The organism is Acinetobacter sp. YH12226, from assembly GCF_013417805.1.
Lineage (GTDB): Bacteria > Pseudomonadota > Gammaproteobacteria > Pseudomonadales > Moraxellaceae > Acinetobacter.
The window spans coordinates 63,374-82,592 of sequence record NZ_VPDG01000011.1; the positions used below are offsets into that span (position 1 = coordinate 63,374).

Annotated in this window: 18 protein-coding genes and 2 tRNA genes; 8 read left to right on the forward strand and 12 right to left on the reverse strand. The window is 44.3% G+C overall.

Annotation, left to right across the window (positions count from 1 at the left end; genetic code table 11):
- Positions 1-46 precede the first annotated feature (46 nt).
- From glmS to FTV08_RS11450, 9 genes are all read right to left on the reverse strand, one after another.
- Positions 47-1,885 (reverse strand): glutamine--fructose-6-phosphate transaminase (isomerizing), encoded by a 1,839-nt coding sequence (gene glmS, locus FTV08_RS11410; protein WP_180087383.1) that lies wholly within the window; start codon positions 1,883-1,885, stop codon positions 47-49.
- 12 nt (positions 1,886-1,897) lie between these two features.
- Entirely contained in the window at positions 1,898-3,262 is a 1,365-nt protein-coding gene (glmU, locus tag FTV08_RS11415; protein WP_180087384.1) for a bifunctional UDP-N-acetylglucosamine diphosphorylase/glucosamine-1-phosphate N-acetyltransferase GlmU, read from the reverse strand.
- Between the two features lie 20 nt (positions 3,263-3,282).
- Positions 3,283-3,804 (reverse strand): phosphatidylglycerophosphatase A, encoded by a 522-nt coding sequence (locus FTV08_RS11420; protein ID WP_180087385.1) that lies wholly within the window; start codon positions 3,802-3,804, stop codon positions 3,283-3,285.
- Positions 3,782-4,699, reverse strand: a complete 918-nt coding sequence (gene thiL / locus FTV08_RS11425; protein ID WP_180087386.1) for a thiamine-phosphate kinase — start codon at positions 4,697-4,699, stop codon at positions 3,782-3,784. The genes FTV08_RS11420 and thiL overlap by 23 nt, the downstream gene beginning before the upstream one ends.
- A gap of 17 nt (positions 4,700-4,716) precedes the next feature.
- Positions 4,717-5,166: a transcription antitermination factor NusB gene (nusB, locus tag FTV08_RS11430; protein ID WP_004280924.1), complete on the reverse strand. Its 450-nt coding sequence runs from the start codon at positions 5,164-5,166 to the stop codon at positions 4,717-4,719.
- A 4-nt stretch (positions 5,167-5,170) separates the two neighbouring features.
- The gene (gene ribE / locus FTV08_RS11435; protein WP_004280926.1) at positions 5,171-5,641 is read right to left on the reverse strand and encodes a 6,7-dimethyl-8-ribityllumazine synthase; all 471 of its coding nucleotides are present in this window, start codon (positions 5,639-5,641) and stop codon (positions 5,171-5,173) included.
- Between the two features lie 18 nt (positions 5,642-5,659).
- Positions 5,660-6,775, reverse strand: a complete 1,116-nt coding sequence (gene ribBA / locus FTV08_RS11440) for a bifunctional 3,4-dihydroxy-2-butanone-4-phosphate synthase/GTP cyclohydrolase II (RefSeq protein WP_004647616.1) — start codon at positions 6,773-6,775, stop codon at positions 5,660-5,662.
- A 404-nt stretch (positions 6,776-7,179) separates the two neighbouring features.
- On the reverse strand, positions 7,180-8,691 hold the full coding sequence (locus FTV08_RS11445) for an aldehyde dehydrogenase family protein (RefSeq protein WP_180087387.1): 1,512 nt from the start codon (positions 8,689-8,691) through the stop codon (positions 7,180-7,182).
- Between the two features lie 345 nt (positions 8,692-9,036).
- Complete coding sequence (locus FTV08_RS11450; protein ID WP_180087388.1) at positions 9,037-9,999, reverse strand: alpha/beta hydrolase; 963 nt, start codon at positions 9,997-9,999, stop codon at positions 9,037-9,039.
- 293 nt (positions 10,000-10,292) lie between these two features.
- Between FTV08_RS11450 and FTV08_RS11455 the strand changes: the two genes are divergently transcribed.
- Positions 10,293-11,993 (forward strand): NAD-dependent malic enzyme, encoded by a 1,701-nt coding sequence (locus FTV08_RS11455; protein ID WP_180087389.1) that lies wholly within the window; start codon positions 10,293-10,295, stop codon positions 11,991-11,993.
- Positions 11,994-12,260: 267 nt separating this feature from the next.
- Here the strand turns inward: FTV08_RS11455 and FTV08_RS11460 are convergent.
- Positions 12,261-12,336, reverse strand: a tRNA-Gly gene (locus FTV08_RS11460).
- A gap of 48 nt (positions 12,337-12,384) precedes the next feature.
- Positions 12,385-12,457, reverse strand: a tRNA-Gly gene (locus tag FTV08_RS11465).
- A 233-nt stretch (positions 12,458-12,690) separates the two neighbouring features.
- On the opposite strand from FTV08_RS11465, the gene FTV08_RS11470 reads away from it, so the two are divergent.
- The 5 genes from FTV08_RS11470 to FTV08_RS11490 all read left to right on the forward strand — a co-directional run bounded on the left by FTV08_RS11470 (position 12,691) and on the right by FTV08_RS11490 (position 15,530).
- The gene (locus FTV08_RS11470; RefSeq protein WP_004280957.1) at positions 12,691-12,999 is read left to right on the forward strand and encodes a BolA family transcriptional regulator; all 309 of its coding nucleotides are present in this window, start codon (positions 12,691-12,693) and stop codon (positions 12,997-12,999) included.
- A gap of 8 nt (positions 13,000-13,007) precedes the next feature.
- Positions 13,008-13,400, forward strand: coding sequence for a SirB2 family protein (locus FTV08_RS11475; protein ID WP_005108384.1), 393 nt, complete (start codon positions 13,008-13,010; stop codon positions 13,398-13,400).
- A 96-nt stretch (positions 13,401-13,496) separates the two neighbouring features.
- Complete coding sequence (locus tag FTV08_RS11480; protein WP_004280959.1) at positions 13,497-14,333, forward strand: ParA family protein; 837 nt, start codon at positions 13,497-13,499, stop codon at positions 14,331-14,333.
- Between the two features lie 13 nt (positions 14,334-14,346).
- Complete coding sequence (locus FTV08_RS11485) at positions 14,347-14,739, forward strand: hypothetical protein (RefSeq protein ID WP_005249588.1); 393 nt, start codon at positions 14,347-14,349, stop codon at positions 14,737-14,739.
- Between the two features lie 197 nt (positions 14,740-14,936).
- On the forward strand, positions 14,937-15,530 hold the full coding sequence (locus FTV08_RS11490) for a hypothetical protein (RefSeq protein WP_005249589.1): 594 nt from the start codon (positions 14,937-14,939) through the stop codon (positions 15,528-15,530).
- Between the two features lie 38 nt (positions 15,531-15,568).
- On the opposite strand, the gene FTV08_RS11495 is transcribed toward FTV08_RS11490, so the two are convergent.
- Positions 15,569-16,207 (reverse strand): DedA family protein, encoded by a 639-nt coding sequence (locus FTV08_RS11495; protein WP_004644839.1) that lies wholly within the window; start codon positions 16,205-16,207, stop codon positions 15,569-15,571.
- Positions 16,208-16,551: 344 nt separating this feature from the next.
- On the opposite strand from FTV08_RS11495, the gene guaA reads away from it, so the two are divergent.
- Together guaA and FTV08_RS11505 are read left to right on the forward strand one after the other, a co-directional pair.
- Entirely contained in the window at positions 16,552-18,120 is a 1,569-nt protein-coding gene (gene guaA / locus FTV08_RS11500) for a glutamine-hydrolyzing GMP synthase (protein ID WP_004280963.1), read from the forward strand.
- A 159-nt stretch (positions 18,121-18,279) separates the two neighbouring features.
- Entirely contained in the window at positions 18,280-19,212 is a 933-nt protein-coding gene (locus FTV08_RS11505) for a restriction endonuclease (RefSeq protein WP_004280964.1), read from the forward strand.
- Positions 19,213-19,219: the final 7 nt, after the last annotated feature.

Consider the following 19,219-nt stretch of genomic DNA (forward strand, 5'->3'; position numbering starts at 1 on the left):
CATTTAGAAGAAAAAGGCCGGTTCCCCAGCCTTGATTCAATTTTAATTATTCTACGGTGACCGATTTTGCCAGGTTACGTGGCTGATCTACATCCGTACCACGTAATACAGCCACATGATAAGACAATAACTGCACCGGGATGCTATACACAATCGGTGCCAGCACTGCATTGACTGCCGGAATATGTACCACATGCTGGCGTTCTTTGGCTTTAATGCCGCTGTTTTCATCAGCAAACACAAATAGCTCGCCACCACGCGCCTGAACTTCTTCCATATTGGATTTGAGCTTATCCAGCATGTCATCCTGTGGTGCCAGAATCACTACCGGCATGTCATTGTCAACCAGTGCCAATGGCCCGTGTTTTAGTTCGCCTGCAGCATAACCTTCCGCATGAATATAGGAGATTTCTTTCAGCTTGAGTGCACCTTCCAGAGCGATCGGGAAATGCGTACCACGACCCAGGAACAGGCAATGCTGCTTTTCAACAAACAGTTCAGAAAGGCGTAGAAGCTCATCATCATGACGTAATGTGTCCAGCATCACTTTAGGCATGTGCCAAAGATCTGTGGTGATCTCCGTCATTTGTTCTGTAGAAATAGTATTTTTCACAGAACCGATTTTCAGGACCAAGAGCATCAATGCAGCAAGCTGGGTGGTAAAGGCTTTAGTTGATGCTACCCCAATTTCAGGGCCTGCCAGTGTCAACAGACTATGCTGAGTTTCGCGTACCATTGATGAGGTGGCCACGTTGCAGATGGTCATCGTGGTAATGTCCAGGCCTTTGGCAGTTGCACGTTTCTGTGTATCACGTAAGGCAGCTAAAGTATCAGCAGTTTCACCAGATTGGGAAATACACACATATAGCGTGTGATTCACAATCACCGGCGTGCGATAACGGAATTCGCTAGCAATCTCGACTTGGCAAGGTAGATCAATCAGCTGTTCAAACCAGTATTTGGCAATCATGCCGGCATGATAGCTGGTACCACAGGCAATAATCTGGATTTGCTGGATTTTTGAAAAGTCTTGTTCCGCACTGGTAAGGAAGTCTTCGCGCAGGTCATTGCCATTTAAGGCTTGGGAAATGGTCTGTTTAATCGCTTCAGGCTGCTCATAAATTTCTTTGAGCATATAGTGCTTGTATTCACCTTTAGACGCATTGCTGACCGCAGCATCCAGTTCCTTGACCGGACGATCTACCAGCTGACCATCGACAAAGACTTCAATGGTGGTGCGGGTCAAACGGGCAATATCACCTTCTTCCAGGTAGATAAAACGGTTAGTAATTGGAAGTAAGGCTAATTGATCTGAACTAATGAAGTTTTCACCAATCCCGACACCAATCACCAGTGGAGAACCTTCACGCACGGTAATCAGTTCATCCGGGTGGTCAGTATGTACGATACCCAGTGCATAGGCACCTTTCAGTTGTGGAACGACTTGGCGTACAGCTTCTAACAGGCTCGAGGTAGATTTCAGCGCATCATTGATCAGATGGGCCACCACTTCAGTATCAGTCTGTGAGGTAAACACATAGCCCAAAGCTTCAAGATCATCTTTGAGTTCTTGATAGTTCTCAATGATTCCGTTATGGACCACTGCCACATTTTCAGAAATATGCGGATGGGCATTTTCTTCAGTCGGTTTGCCATGGGTTGCCCAGCGTGTATGTGCAATGCCAAGTGAGCCGCTGATCTGTGATTCATTTACGGCCTGTTCAAGGTTCGCGACCTTGCCGACACGACGTTCACGCAGGACCTGGCTATTGTTGATGAGTGCCAAACCTGCTGAATCATAACCCCGGTATTCCAGGCGTTTTAAGCCTTCAATCAAAATATTGGTAATGCTACGTTCTGCAATGCCACCGACGATACCACACATATTTATTCCCCCTTATTTCTTGATTTTTTGCGGACGTGGATAGTTTTCTTTGGCAAATTGCTTAGAACGTTCTACCGCCAAACTGTTGTCTTCCACATCACGAGTAATCGTTGAGCCTGCACCGACTGTGGCGCCATTGCCAATTTTTACAGGTGCCACCAATGAACTGTTCGAGCCAATGAAGGCCTGATCACCAATAATCGTTTTAAATTTGTTCGCACCATCATAGTTACAGGTAATAGTCCCTGCACCGATGTTCGAACCACTACCAACTTCTGCATCACCCAAGTAGGTAAAATGGTTGGCTTTAGAACCTAGACCAATCGTAGTATTTTTGACTTCAACAAAGTTGCCGATATGTACTTCAGCTGCGAGTTTTGCACCCGGACGGAGTCGTGCAAAAGGTCCAATCTGGGTATCTTCACCAACGATGGCGCTATCGAAAATGCTATATGGCTGAACCTTGGTGCCAGCTGCAATCTTGGTATTCTTGATGATACAGCCGGCGCCAATTTCGACATTGTCGCCCAGCTCGCAATCACCTTCGATAATCACGTTGATATCAACGCGAACATCCTGGCCGACAGTTAAATTACCACGCAAGTCAAAGCGGCTTGGATCAATCAGATGTACACCTTGTTGCATTAGCTGTTTGGCTTGAAATGACTGGAACTGACGTTCTAAAGCAGCCAGCTGCACACGGTCATTCACACCTTCAACTTCAAAAGCCATTTCAGGTTCTACCGATGCAACTTGCATACCATCTGCCAAAGCCATCGCCACAATATCGGTCAGGTAATATTCACCTTGCGCATTGTCATTGCTTAAATTTGGCAGCCATTGATGCAACTTGGCATTGCTGACGGCATAAATACCGGTATTGATTTCCTTGATCTGACGCTGCTCTTCGGAAGCATCTTTGTGTTCCACAATGGCCTGAATCTGACTCTGTTCACGGACAATACGACCATAGCCATTAGCGTCCGGCAGGGTAAGGGTCACCAGACCAATACCGGTTTCTGCAGTGGCATCGAGTAATTTTTGCAAGGTTACAGGATTAATGCAGGGTACATCACCGGAGAGGATTAGCGATACGCCGTCGTGAGGCAGGACAGGCAAGGTCATTTGCACCGCATGGCCGGTACCGAGCTGTTCAGCCTGTTCTACCCATTTAATCTCTTGTTGTGCAAATGCTGTCTGAACCTGGTCACCACCATGACCATAAATGGTAATAATATTATCTGCGTTTAATTTTTTTGCCGTTTCAATGACATGACCCAGTAAAGGACGTCCTGCAAGAGGTTGTAATACTTTCGGTAAGCTAGAGCGCATGCGCGTGCCTTTACCTGCAGCAAGAATAATAACAGTCGTTGACATGTTCTAATCCTAAATATGGCTTATGCCACGGTGAAGTAAAAATAAAGCAAAATACAAAGAGCCGCCCAAAGGCCGGCAATAATGTCATCCAGCATGATGCCGAAGCCACCATCCACTTGACGGTCAACCACACGAATCGGCCAGGGTTTCCAGATATCAAATAATCTGAATAGCGCAAAACCGATGAGCACCCATAACCAGCTCATCTGACCTAAGTAGATCAGGGGCAAAAATGTAATGGATTGTCCGGCAAATTCATCCCAGACAATGCGTCCATCATCATGGACGCCCATGACTCTGGCAGTATGCCCACAGATATATATGCCAATCAGGGACATGATGGCAATGGCAAAAAGACTGTTTAGAAAGCCCAGATGCAGCCAAATAGGGATAAATAAAAGTGCAAAGGCCGAACCAAAGGTACCAGGTGCTTTAGGTGCCAGACCGGAGCCAAAACCAACCCCACTAAAGACAATCAGTCGGTCGGTCCATGACATGGCTTTAAAATTGATCGCAGGTTTATGCAAAATGTTGATACCCATTAAATTGAAGTGAATGATCTACGCCATCTTTTTCAAAAGTTAAGCCGTGTTGCTGTTGAATTGTGCCGATTATACTAATCGAAACATCAAGTTGTTTTTGCAATAATTTTTCGTAATTTTGCGGGCTTATTGTAAAGCATAATTCGTAATCGTCGCCACCAGCGAGGACATATTGCCATTTTTGCTCATTGTTTAAGGCATGCAGGGTAGGACTGATCGGTAAGTTTTCGAGTTGCAGCTTTGCACCGACTTGAGAAGCTTTGAGAATATGTCCAAGATCTTGTGCCAAACCATCCGAGACGTCAATCATGCTATGCGCCAGACCTTTTAGGGCGGCACCGAGCTGACAACGTGGCGTTGGATAGTCCAGACGTTTTTGTAGTGGATGACCAAGATGCTGTAGTGCAAAAGCTGCATCACCGACAGTTCCACTGACACAGATCAAATCACCCGGTTTTGCACCTGAGCGTGTAATGGCTTGACCAATGTCCACCCAGCCTAATGCAGTAACAGACAGGGTTAAATGAGGACTTTGAGTGGTATCACCACCGATTAAGTTCACGCCAAATTGATCACAGCAATCGTACAGACCCTGACTAAAAGCTTTTAGCCAGTCATGATCAATTTGGGGTAAGCTCAATGCGAGTAAAATACTGTGCGGGGTTGCGCCCATCGCGGCAATATCAGATAAATTGACAGCCACAGATTTCCAGCCAATCGCATGCGGATCGGTGTCTATTGGAAAATGGCGTCCAGCAACCAGGGTGTCGGCACAGATGACCAGTTGTTGCTGTAAAGGGGGGGTGAGCAAGGCTGAATCGTCACCGACGCCCAGATCGACAGAATTGGCATTCTTGCGATTGAAATAGGTGTCGATAATCGAAAATTCAGCCATACAACAAATCTACGTTATTAATTAGACTGCTGTTTTTCTGCTGCACGCAAAGTTGTCGCTAAACGATCCAATACACCATTGATGTATTTATGGCTATCGGCACCGCCAAAATGTTTAGCCAGCTCGATCGCTTCATCTAGAACCACGCGATATGGAATCTCAAGATGTTCTTTAAGTTCATATGCACCAAGACGAAGGGTCGCAAGTTCAACACCGTCAAGTGCTGAAAGTTCGCGATCGAGTACCGGGATTAAGAGCGCATCCAATGCTTCATGATTGGCAACCACTTGAGTCAACAATTCATGATAATAGCTCAGATCCACTTTGTGCATGGCATTTTCCACACGAGTACGTGCTTCAATCTCATGCACCGGATTGTGGCTCATTTGCCATTCATAAATTCCTTGTACAGCAAAGCGACGTGCTTTACGTTTTGCTGCATAAGTTGCTTGAAGTGTTTGCGACATAGCGTTAAATAGCCTTTAACAAGTTAACCATTTCAATCGCAGTCAGGGCAGCTTCGCTACCTTTATTGCCTGCTTTTGTTCCAGAGCGTTCAATCGCTTGTTCAATACTGTCCGTAGTGAGTACACCGTTAATGACAGGCAAGCCAGTGTCGAGGCCAACTACGCCCAAACCTTTGGCACATTCGCCTGCAACGAAATCGAAGTGAGGCGTGCTACCACGAATCACGGCGCCAAGCGCGATGATGGCATCGAAACGATCTGAAGCTGCCAGTTTTTTCGCAACGACAGGAAGTTCCCAGGCACCAGGTGCATGAACAACAGTGATATTATCCTCTGATACACCATGACGTTTCAATGTATCAATGGCACCTTCTAACAGATGTTCAACCACAAAGCTGTTAAAACGACCAACTAAAATCGCATAACGGTCTTCGTTCGCGAGATGTAACATACCTTCAATACGGCGAACTGCCATAACAACCTCGATGATTTCTTAAGATGTTTGTTGTGCGGTGATGTATTCCACCACTTCTAAGTTAAAGCCTGACAGGGCATTGAAACGCAATGGAGAGCTGAGCAGCTTCATTTTTTCAACGCCTAGATCACGCAAAATTTGTGCACCCACACCAATGGTCTGATACTGCTGAGACAGTGCAGAATTTGATTTTACATTTTTTGGCGCTTTAAGGGTATCTAATGCTGGACCCAGGTCCTGTAAATGGTGTTGGCCAATCCAGACCAGTACACCACGATCACTGTTGGAAATTTCTTTCAAGGCACGATCCAGGTTCCAGGCCGGCTCGCCATCCTGTTTCTTCAGTTTGAGCAAGTCGCGGGTCGGGTTAAAACCATGTACACGCACTGTGGTCACACCCTCTTTAGGCTCACCTTTGACCAAGGCCAAATGGATATCCGGGTTACCCAGTTCACGATAGCGGTACAGGTCAAAGCTGCCGTATTCAGTATCAATACTTTGCTGATCGATACGCTCTACCGTTTGTTCATTGGTCATGCGGTAATGAATCAGATCGGCAATCGTGCCGATTTTCAGGCCATGCTTTTCAGCAAAGACTTCCAGATCCGGACGGCGCGCCATCGTGCCATCTTCATTGATGATTTCACAAATCACAGAAGCTGGTTCCAGTCCTGCTAAACGGGAAAGATCACAACCTGCCTCAGTATGTCCAGCACGGTGCAATACACCGCCTGGCTGCGCCATCAGCGGGAAGATATGTCCTGGCTGTACAATATCGGCCGGTTTGGCATGAGCAGCCACAGCAGTTTGAATTGTATGAGCACGTTCAGCCGGAGAAATACCGGTAGAAATACCTTCAGCCGCTTCAATCGACAAGGTGAAATTGGTCCCATGCTGGGCGCCGTTGGCATCAACCATCAAAGGCAGATTCAACTGCTGGCAACGCTCTTTACTTAAAGTCAGGCAGACCAGACCACGTGCATGGGTGATCATGAAGTTGATGTCTTCAGGACGTACGTGCGTGGCAGCAATCACTAAGTCGCCTTCATTTTCACGATCTTCATCATCCATCAGGATGACCATTTTTCCTGCACGGATATCTGCTACAAGCTCTTCAACAGTATTGAGCGGCATCAACCTTCACCTTCTTTTTTGATCTTGATCAGACCGAATCATGACATTATTGGGTACATAGTCTAACGCTTTTTAAGCAATTTTGCCTATGCTTATTAGTTTCCCTATAGTGGTTCAATGTTATACACAGTCTTGGGAATCATGAAAAGCCGACTTTAAATGAAAGCCAGGGCTTTATGCAGGTTTTTTGAACAGTTAAAATGCATAAAAAATGAAAAACTTAGGCGAAGTCCTTCTAAGTTAAAGTATTAATTTGTTTTTTATACAGTTTTATTCCTGTTTTTGTGATTTTCAGACTTTTATTTTGCTGGTCAACGATCAAGAGCAGAAAAATTTACCAGATATTAAAAAACTTGAATAAAACAAAAAAGCGAACCGCAGTTCGCTTTTGAGAAAATTCATACTTAGAAGAAACCAGCCGGTTTGGTTGAATAACTCACCAGCAGGTTTTTGGTCTGTTGATAATGATCCAGCATCATTCTGTGATTCTCACGACCAATCCCTGATTTTTTATAGCCACCGAAAGCCGCATGTGCAGGATAAATATGATAACAGTTGGTCCAGACCCGACCCGCTTGAATCGCGCGTCCTGCACGGTAGGAGGTATGCGCTGAGCGTGACCAGACACCGGCACCTAAACCATAAATCGTATCATTGGCAATCTTGATCGCATCATCAAAGTCTTTAAAGGTGGTCACAGCCAGTACAGGCCCGAAGATTTCTTCCTGGAAGGTCTTCATGTCATTGGTGCCTTTAAAGATGGTCGGTTCAATATAGAAACCTTGACCGACTTCCTGACGTGCTTCACCACCGGTCAGGATCTGTGCACCTTCTTCACGGCCAGTGGCAATACAGCCCAGAATCTTGTCCTGCTGTTCCTGTGAGGCTTGCGCACCAATCATGGTGTCGGTGTCGAGTGGATGGCCGGTTTTAATGCGTTGCACCCGTTCTACCGCACGCGCCAGAAATTCATCGGCAATACTTTCCTGTACCAAGGCCCGGGAAGGGCAGGTACAGATTTCACCCTGGTTCAGGGCAAACATGGCAAAGCCTTCCAGAGCTTTATCCAGATAATCGTCTTCCTGATCCATGATGTCGGCAAAGAAAAGATTTGGTGATTTACCGCCGAGTTCCAGAGTCACCGGAATAATATTTTCAGTCGCATATTGCATGATCAGCTGACCCACTGCGGTTGAGCCGGTAAAGGCAATCTTGGCAATACGGGGATTGGTCGCCAGTGGACGGCCGACTTCGACCCCATAGCCATTGACGATGTTCAACACGCCCGGGGGTAAAATGTCCTGAATCAGTTCAGCCAGCACCAGAATACTGACCGGAGTCTGTTCCGCAGGTTTCAGCACGATACAGTTACCCGCAGCCAGGGCAGGTGCCAGTTTCCAGGCGGCCATCAGAATCGGAAAGTTCCACGGGATAATCTGACCCACGACGCCTAACGGTTCATGAAAATGGTAGGCGATGGTATCTTCATCAATTTCGGAAATGCCGCCTTCCTGGGCACGGATACAGCCCGCAAAATAACGGAAATGGTCAATGGCCAATGGAATATCGGCAGCCAGTGTTTCACGAATTGGCTTACCATTGTCCCAGGTTTCTGCCACAGCCAGCAGTTCCAGATTTTGTTCCAGACGATCTGCAATTTTCAGCAGGATATTGGAGCGGGTGGTCGGCGATGATCTGTTCCATTGCTCTTTGGCTTTATGCGCTGCATCAAGCGCCAACTCAATGTCTTCTACAGAAGAGCGCGGCACTTTGGTAAAGACTTTGCCATCTACCGGAGAGATGTTGTCAAAGTATTCGCCTTTAACCGGAGCGACCCATTCGCCGCCAATGAAATTATCGTATTGTGTTTTAAATTGGATTTTTGAACCGTCAGTATTGGGGTCTGCATAACGCATAATCTATTCCTTTATATGATTGTTAGTGGTGCAGGTCGAGCGCATGTTGCCGATCAAAAAATATAGGCGCTTCTGCATTCAGCTCTACTATAAAGAGGGAAAAAGACGGGCGGTTGTTTGTTTACAGGCTTGCTACAAAAGACAATATTTGGAGACAAGCAGTAGAAGAATAAAAGTTATAAATTCTCAAGTCTTAAATTTAAAAACAAGGGTTTATAGCACTTATAAACCATCGAAAAATTGGCATATTTTCAATGTGCTTAATTACATTCCAACCTAATAAGGATTCAAAAGAAGCCAAGCAGGAGAAATGAGGGCAAGTTTCATTTCTCCTTTCGCATTTATCTAAAGCCCTTTGTCATGCAGCCATTGAAACAGTTGCTGATAAACCTGCTCACGCACAGATTGCTCTGAAAGTACCAGATCATGTAAACCGTTCCGGATACTTTGAACCGTGACATCGCCTTTAATTTTTTTGGCATATTTCTGAATGTCTTTAATCCCTAAAATTACATCGCTGCTCTGTGCGGCTTTGCCCCATTTTTTAGGATATAAGGTCTGATGCGAATGCATGATCAATACCGGAATATCGAGCTGAACACCGCGATGAATTTCTTTCTGTGCCTCATGAATGGCACGAATAAAACTGATCCGAACCATCGGGTAGCGGGTCTTTTTCCAGTCCAGACTGAAGTCCCATTCGCCTTTTAAATCCTTATGCAGGCTGGTGGCATACCACTTGTTCAGCTCGCTTGAAAATTTAAGATTGGGAAAAATTTTAGCCAGTCTGCTCAGTTGCGGAATGCCAAGCGCACGTTTGATTGGATTCATATTGAAGTCATAAAATGGACTATTGACCCAAAGCGCTTTGACTAAAGGGTGCTGCGGATGATGTGCCGCATACAGGGTCGTGGTCAGGCCGCCGGTAGAATGACCACAGAGCAGGGCAGCATCGTGACCCTCGGCTGCTATAATGTCGAGTGCCTGGGTAATTTCTGCATCATATTCAGCAAGGTCATACACGTTATAATATTTTTGATGCGGCAGAATCGAACGGCCGTATTTTCTCAAATCCAGCGCATAAAAATCAAAACCATGCTGATTAAAGCGCTCTGCCATTTCGGTCTGAAAAAAATAATCGATAAAGCCGTGAATATATAGAACTGCTTTTTTTGTAGGTTGGGCTGCTTTTTTACGGATCAGGGTTGCTACGACTTTGCCCTCATAATCATCGGGAAAGTTTAAGGTCGCTTGCTCATAACCTGTCCCCAAAATATCGGGCTGATAAAGCGGTTGCAGTTCACTCATTGTTATACTCGTTGGTCTTATTAAATTTATGCTTTATCCTTGATGAGCTGAGGTTTTTTGTCAAACAGATCTTGCTGCCGATTTAAATTAAAAATACGAATAGGGATTAATTTTAGAAACCGTCCAAAACCTAGGCTGAAAATGAGTGTTATCAGATTATAAAATCCTGCTACAAGTATTATAAATTTGCTAAATGACCTAACAGCTTAAAATCAGGCTAAGCTATATAAAATAAACAAAGTGATGTGACTATTTTGGCAGAACTGCCGAAGATTGATTAGATGAGTTAAATAATGCCCAGAGAAAATTTGAACAGTAAACGCCCTTTATATATTCCTTATGCTGGAAATACTCTGCTAGAACTCCCACTACTCAATAAAGGCTCTGCATTTTCTGAAGAAGAGCGCAGAAGTTTTAATTTACATGGTTTGATTCCTCATGTTACCGAGACCATTGAAGAACAAAGTCAGCGTTCTTATCAGCAGTATTGTGCTTTTAGCAGTGATATTAACAAGCATATTTATCTGCGAAATATTCAGGATACCAATGAGACCCTGTTTTACCATCTGATTGAAAATCACCTTAGCGAGATGATGCCGATTATTTATACTCCGACTGTGGGTGAAGCATGTCAGCGCTTTTCTGATATCTATCGCCGTCATCGTGGGATTTTTATTTCCTATCCTGACCGTAATCAGATCGATCATATTATTCACAATATCAACAAAAAGAACGTGAAAGTGATTGTGATCACGGATGGTGAGCGCATTTTGGGTCTTGGAGATCAAGGCATTGGTGGTATGGGGATTCCAATTGGAAAACTGGCACTCTACACCGCGTGTGGCGGGATTAGCCCGGCTTATACCTTGCCAATTACCCTTGATGTCGGTACCAATAATCAGCAGTTGTTGAATGACCCGATTTATATGGGCTGGCGTGAACCGCGAATCAGCGGCGATGAATACTATGCCTTTGTTGAGATGGTGATTCAGGCGATTCAACAACGTTGGCCAGATGCATTAATTCAGTTTGAAGACTTTGCACAGAAAAATGCCATGCCTTTGCTGGAAAAATACCGTGATCGAATCTGTTGTTTCAATGATGATATTCAGGGCACCGCAGCAGTGTCTGTGGGCAGCCTGATTGCTGCTGCGCGCGCAGCAGGCAAACAACTTAAAGATCAGGTGGTTACTTTCCTGGGTGCTGGTTCAGCCGGTTGCGGTATTGCAGAACAGATTATTAAGCAAATGGTTGCTGAGGGCTTAAGTGATGCCGAAGCACGCGCACGTGTATTTATGGTCGACCGCTTTGGTCTGATCACTGAGAATCAGCCGAATTTACTGGACTTCCAGCGAAAACTGGCACAGCCGCTTGAAAATGTAGAAAGCTGGGCAGATGCAGAGAGTATGATTTCTCTACTGGATGTGGTCAAACGTGCCAAACCGACGGTATTGATTGGCGTATCTGGACAGCCAGGTCTATTCACTCAGGAAGTGATTGAAGCCATGGCTGAAAACAGCGTACAACCGATTGTTTTCCCTTTATCTAACCCAACTTCCCGCGTAGAAGCTGTTCCGGCAGACATCTTGCAATGGACCAAAGGCAGAGCATTGATTGCAACGGGTAGTCCATTTGCCCCGGTGAATTATCAGGGACAGATTCATCATATTTCCCAATGCAATAACTCTTATATTTTTCCGGGTATCGGTCTGGGCGTAGTTGCTTCAGGTGCAAAACGTGTCACGGATAATATGCTGATGGCCTCGAGTAATGCCTTGGCGGACTGTTCTCCTAAACTCAAAGACCCTCAGGCAGATTTATTGCCGAATCTGGATTGTTTACAGTCAATTTCGAAGCAGATTGCCTTAAAAGTGGCACTTGCTGCGATTGAAGACGGAGTAGCACCGAAAGTCAGTGTAGAAGAATTGCAGCTAGCAATAGAGCATAATTTCTGGACACCGCAATACCGTGACTATCAGCGGATCACCTTTTAATTGTATTGAAGATGGATTCTTATCATCGCTAGTTTTTTTGCGCCAGCCTGCTTTCATCTGATTCATTGATGGAATATCAAAAAGCCCTGATCTTTTGATGAGGGCTTTTTTATTGTCTTAGGGGTGTCATGGTCATATCTTGGTTATAAAATCAGAAAGTACATTAAGAATTTTTTATTGAGTGAAATAAAAATGAAAGAATCATTTAAAGAAAATAACATCAGCAGAAAAAAGCCCCGATCTTTCGATCAGGGCTTTTTTAGAATCTGGAGCGGGAAAGGAGACTCGAACTCCCGACCCCAACCTTGGCAAGGTTATGCTCTACCAACTGAGCTATTCCCGCGGAGTCTATAAAGTTTTTTAAATGAAAAAACTAAATGAAAAAATTTTGAGCGGGAAAGGAGACTCGAACTCCCGACCCCAACCTTGGCAAGGTTATGCTCTACCAACTGAGCTATTCCCGCATGCCGTGTATAATACAGCATGCAAAAATGTGGTCAACACCTTTGTTAAAAATCTTGTATCAATTGAATAAAATAAAAGCAAAATGCTGTAGACCAGACAATAAATAACCAATATTTATATAGAAATCAATGAAACTTGGCCACAATCGACGGATTGCGCCTGAACAGATTACCGAAATACTCGGCAGAACAAGGTATACTGGGACTATATTTTTGAAGATTGGAGTCAGGCCATGAGCTTAGAACAACAACTGAAAGATCGTTTGGCGCAATTATCCCCCACCCATTTGGAAGTGGTGAATGAATCTTCGGGTCATGGCGGTTATTTCCCGGGAAAAGAATCGCATTTTAAAACTGTGATTGTGAGTCAGGCTTTTGCCGGTTTACGTCCAGTCCAGCGTCATCAGAAAGTTTATGCTGCTGCAGGTGATCTGCTGTCAAAAGACAAGATTCATGCGCTGGCCATTCATGCATTTTTGCCTGAAGAATGGGCAGGTCAGGACACGACCAGCCCTGCTTGTGCACACGCACCTAAAAACTAGAGGACATGATGGAAACCCAACTTTTAGTTAAGATTATTCATATGTCGGCAGCAGGACTGGCCATTGTCGCTATTCTTGCCCGCGCATTGACCTTGTTTGTCGGTACACAAGGGAATTTACCTAATCCGGTGGCACGTACAGCGCTAGTCGCTTTACAGCATTTAGCTATCACGGTGATTGCACTGACCGGCATTGTGTCGCTCGTCCTGAAAGACTTTGATGTACAGCCTTGGTTCTATGCCAAAGTCATTTTATTTTTGGTACTGGTGTCCTCGCTAGGCAAAGCCTATAAGAAAGATGATTCAATCTTGCTGTCGCAGCGTCGGGCTGGCTTGGTTATTGCTGTAGTTTCATTGGTGTCTATTCTGGCTTTGGTGATGATCAAGCCGAATTTTGGCTAAAAGCAGGCTGGCTGTGATGATCAGCACAGCCAGCCCATGCAAATAATTAGAAAATACAAATGTTGTAAAAGTAATTAAAAATGTGAGGAGGGGGACATGCGTACACGTGTGGTATTTAATCAAAAGGGTGGGGTAGGCAAGTCGAGTATTACTGTCAATCTGGCAGCGATCAGTGCACATCAGGGTTTAAAAACCTTATTGATTGACCTGGATCCGCAGGCCAACTCTAGCCAGTATGTGCTGGGTGATGATGCGACGTATTCTAGTGACAAGCCGGCACTCGAACCGAATATCGAAAACTATTTTGAAGATGTACTCGGTAATCAGCAAAGCAAGGGCTTGCTTGGTAATGCGATTGGCTCGATTTTAAAAAGTCGTAGCAAAGGTCTGGAAAGCTATGTGCATCAATCTTCTTTTAAACATCTGGATGTTATTCCGGCTAGCCCAACACTGGGTGCATTGGCCCATGCACTGGAGTCCAAGCACAAGATTTATAAGCTACGAGATGCCTTGCAACAACTGTCGGGGCATTATGACCGGGTATTTATTGATACACCGCCTGCATTCAATTTCTTTACCCTCTCTGCTCTCATTGCGGCGAACCGCGTGCTGATTCCATTTGACTGTGATGTATTTTCTAAACGTGCCCTACAGACCCTGATTGAAAATGTCATTGAAACCCAGGATGACCATAATGAAGGGCTGGAAATCGAAGGGATTGTCGTGAACCAGTTTCAGGCACAGGCCAAATTACCGCGTGAAGTGGTACAACAGCTCAAAGATGAAGGCTTACCGGTCCTCGACAGTATGTTGCCACCCTCGATCTTGATGAAAGAATCTCATCAGAAAAATCAGCCTTTGATTCATTTGGCTACTGATCATAAATTGACTCAGGCCTATCAATCGTTGTTCAATGAGATAGAGCAGAATTAAGATCGAGTTAGCTATGAAACTTGTGAAAGTAAGCCTGAGTATTGCTGCACTGGCATTACTGAGTGCCTGTGCAACGCCGGTAAAACCGACTTATGTGTCGCCCACCCTCTATCAGACTTTGGGTTGTTCGCAATTACAGGGTGAATATAATCGTATTCAGCAGTATATCGACAATGGCGTTGAACCACCGAAACGTACTGGCGTCGGTGTGGGCGTTGGTCTTGGCGGTGGTTGGGGTAGTCGCGGTGGATGGGGTATTGGCCCGAGTGTTTCAGTCAATATGGGACAGTCATCCGATACCAAAAGAACCGAACTGGCACGGCTTTTAGGCGAGCAGGAAGCGATTGTACAGGCCGCGCGTTATAAGAACTGTTCGATCATCGTTCGGCAGGCGACGCCTAAATAAATCATTCAACATTAAACGGATAAATGCTGACTTCGGGTCGGCATTTTTTATTGCTTTCAACAAGAATAGGGCGGTTTACATTAAGATAAAACTCACTGGAAATTGACCAGACTGTATATAAATCTGAAATTTATAAGCTTGTTATCCCACTTCCATATTGATTAAGCTACAACCTTGGCCCGGAAAAGTTCATTGCGATGATTGAAAATTGGTTATTTGTTTTAGGACTCATTGCTGTATTAATGGTTCCAGGGCCCGCCAATGCCTTGGTGGCCAGTTCTGCTCATCAGCAGGGGCAAGCCAGAACCAGTCTCTATCTTCCTGCTATTTTACTCGGCTATTTTTATGCCATTAATGTCTGGGCCTTGTTGATTCATCTGGCGTCACCGATCTGGCCAAATTTTAAAGGCTTGGTCTATGTACTGAGTACCATCTGTGTGGGCTGGATGACCTTGCATTTATATAAGGCTCAGCAGTTAGAACGTTACAGCAAGACCCATCCGCAGATTCGCCCCTGGCAAATGTTTACCACTACCTTAAAAAATCCTAAAGCAGCATTGTTGGCCTCTGGAATTTTACCGATGGAAACCTGGCAAAGCCCGACCAACTTCGTTCTGGTTTTTGCTGCCTTTAGCTTGAGTACCGTTCCGGTCGGGATTTTCTGGATGGTCTTTGGTCAGGCAATTCTCACCAGTCCATCTGAAAAAATAAAAGCCGGCCTCATTTATAAAGGCGCGGCTTTATTTGTTCTGCTTTGTCTGATCCCACTCCTGATCAAGCTCTGGGATTAAACGCACAGGCTGTAAAAGAATCTTAATGTAAAAAGTTCTTAAGCTGTTTTACTTTTTTTGAGCTTTTGTTGAATAAAGCCAATCACACCTGGCAATACACTTAAAATAATGATGCCAAAAATTAGATAGGTGAAGTTGTCTTTGACGATCGGCATATTGCCAAACATATAGCCCAAAATGACAAATGAGCTAATCCAGGCGAATGCACCTACCACATTATAGGTCAGAAAATATTTGTAATTCATGCTGCCAGCACCGGCGACGAAGGGTGCGAAAGTACGGGCAAAAGGAACAAAACGCGCAAAAATAATGGTTTTACCACCATGTCTGGCAAAGAATTGCTGGGTCGCCAATAAGTGTTTTTTATTGATGAAGCGCGATTCGATCTCGAAAACCCGAGGACCAATATATTTACCAATATGATAATTCAGGGTGTCACCCAGAACTGCCGCAACAAACAAGAGTGGAATCAGCACCCATGGATCCATTGCACCAGTAGAGGCTGCCAGTGCACCTGCTGCAAATAGCAAGCTGTCGCCAGGCAGGAACGGCATGACCACCAGACCTGTTTCTACAAAGATAATCAGGAAAAGAATGGCATAAATCCAGATCCCGTAATTGGTGATAAATTCAAGCAAGTGATCATCAACATGCAAGATAAAATCAATCAGTTCCATGAGCCCAGTACAAGCAAAAGTGTGGTCAAATCCTAACAGCCCGGGGCATGAAAGTCAGTACCAGAAAGTAAAATAATTAACGCTTCATTCATCTTCAATCGAGCCAAAATTTCTCTTACATATTATCTTCAGATTTTTATAAAAATAGACTTAATTGGATTAAATCTTGAGCTTAAAAATATAAAAATGACAGATCAAACAAGGCATCCGAAGGGATGCTTTGTTGTGCTAGAAATATAATGCAATCAACTAAATGCATACCTAATGCGAATTGTGTGCTTAATGCGCTGAAAAATGTTAGAATACGGCGCTTATCTTTCGTTTGCCTTTCATAGTTGTTCGTCATGACTACCAATACTCAAATTACTGAAGATCGTATCCTGATTCTGGATTTCGGTTCTCAATATAGTCAGCTCATCGCACGTCGTGTCCGTGAAGCTGGTGTATATTCTGAAATGTATGCCTATGATATGTCTGAAGAAGACATTCGTGCATTTAATCCAAACGGTATCATCTTGTCTGGTGGACCTGAGAGCGTTCACCTTGAAGGCAGCCCGCGTGCGCCGCAAGTGGTATTTGAGCTGGGTGTGCCGGTATTGGGTATTTGTTATGGCCTGCAAACCATGTGCGAACAGCTTGGCGGTAAAGTTGAGCCGGGTCATGTACATGAGTTTGGCTATGCAGAAGTAGATATTGTCGTACGTGACAAGCTGATCGGTAATTTACAGGACCGTGAAAACCAGTTGCATGTCTGGATGAGCCATGGCGATAAAGTTGCCCGTATTCCAGAAGGCTTCCAGATCACTGCACAGACGCCAAGCTGTCCAATAGCGATGGTGTCTGATGAAACTCGCCGTTTCTATGGCATTCAGTTCCACCCTGAAGTAACACATACGTCTAAAGGTGCAGAATTACTATCAAACTTCGTGCATCAAATTTGTGGCTGTCGCGGTTTGTGGACGCCAGAACACATTATTGATCTACGTGTAGAACAGCTTCGCCAACAGATTGGTGATGAAAAAGTATTACTAGGACTTTCTGGTGGTGTGGATTCATCTGTAGTGGCAGCGCTGTTGCATAAAGCGATCGGTGATCAGCTGACCTGTGTATTTGTAGACAACGGTTTGCTTCGTTTGAACGAAGGCGATCAAGTGATGCAAATGTTTGCTGATAACATGGGTATCCGCGTGATTCGTGCTGATGCTGAAGAGCGTTTCTTGACTGCGCTTGCAGGTGAAGTTGATCCTGAAGCAAAACGTAAAATTATTGGCCGTGAATTTATTGCTGTCTTCGCTGAAGAAGCACGTAAATTAGATGGCGTAAAATTCCTTGCACAAGGTACGATTTATCCAGACGTGATTGAATCTGCTGCAAGCAAGCAGGGTAAGGCGCATGTGATTAAATCACACCATAATGTGGGTGGTTTACCAGCAGATCTAGCGTTTGAACTGGTTGAACCATTACGTGACTTATTTAAAGATGAAGTACGTAAATTGGGTACGACTTTAGGCTTGCCACACAGCATGATCTACCGTCATCCATTCCCGGGCCCAGGTCTTGGTGTGCGTATCCTGGGTGAAGTGAAAAAAGAATATGCAGACATTTTACGTCTTGCGGATGACATTTTCATGCAGGAACTGCGTGCCAGCGGCTGGTATGACAAGACTGCTCAAGCATTTGCAGTATTCCAGCCAGTAAAATCGGTGGGTGTAGTCGGTGATGGCCGTCGTTATGCATGGGTGATTGCACTGCGTGCGGTAGAAACCGTGGACTTTATGACGGCTCGTTTCGCGCATCTTCCTTATGATTTAGTCGATAAGATCTCGACCCGTATCATGAATGAAATTGCTGAAGTTTCTCGTGTTGTGTATGACGTATCGTCTAAACCACCAGCAACAATTGAATGGGAGTAATTTAGGGGTTTCGGACAGCACTGCTGTCCGCCTAAATTACGCCAAGCGCTATGCGCGTGGCAGTATCTGGTTTATCAGATATAACCTAATAAAAAAGAGCGCTTCGGCGCTCTTTTTTTGATTTATACTGAATAAAAATAAACCTTTAAAAGCTAAAAAATGCCTTTACCTACTTATGATCAATTAATGCTGCCTTTAATGAAATTATTATCAGAATTAAATGAGCCAATAAAAATTTCGGATGCTGCGAATATCCTAGCTGAACGTTCCAATTTACACGAAGAGGATTTAAATAAAATTCTTCCGAGCGGGAAAAATATATTTAAAGATAGAGTGGCATGGGCAAAGACCTACTTAGTTAAGGCGGGCTTAGTTCAACAACCGAAGAGAGCATATTGTGAGATTAGTAGCTTGGGTAGACAGGTTGATTTAAAAAGTTTAGATGCTATAACAAATGAATATTTAGCACAGTTCAACGGATTTTCAGATTTTAAATTAGGAAAGAAAAATAAAGATGAGTTTGGGATCGGGAATCTACAAGTTATTGAAAGCCTAAATAGTTACCAAGAAACTCAGACTCCAGAAGAAACAATCCAGAACACAACGGAATTATTAAAATCTGATTTGAAAAGTGATTTGCTTCAGATGGTAAAAGATAAATCTCCTTCATTTTTTGAAAGACTGGTTGTCGATCTTCTGGTGGCAATGGGCTACGGCGGTTCACATCAAGATGCAGCTCAAGCGATTGGTAAAACCAACGATGGTGGAATTGATGGTGTAATTAGTGAAGATCGATTAGGGCTAGATAAAATTTACATCCAAGCGAAACGTTGGAAAGATACTGTTGGTCGTCCCGACATTCAACAGTTTAAAGGTGCTTTGGCCGATCAAGTTGCTAAGAAGGGTGTATTCATTACTACGTCAAGTTTCAGTAAAGAGGCCATTGAGTCGGCAAGAAAATCCGGTATTGTTTTAATTGATGGCGATAAGCTGACGTCTTTAATGATTGAATTTGGTTTAGGTGTACAAATAGAACGTAGTTTTCATATCTATAAAATCGACCAAGATCGTTTTGATGAAGATAATTTTTAACGGGTAA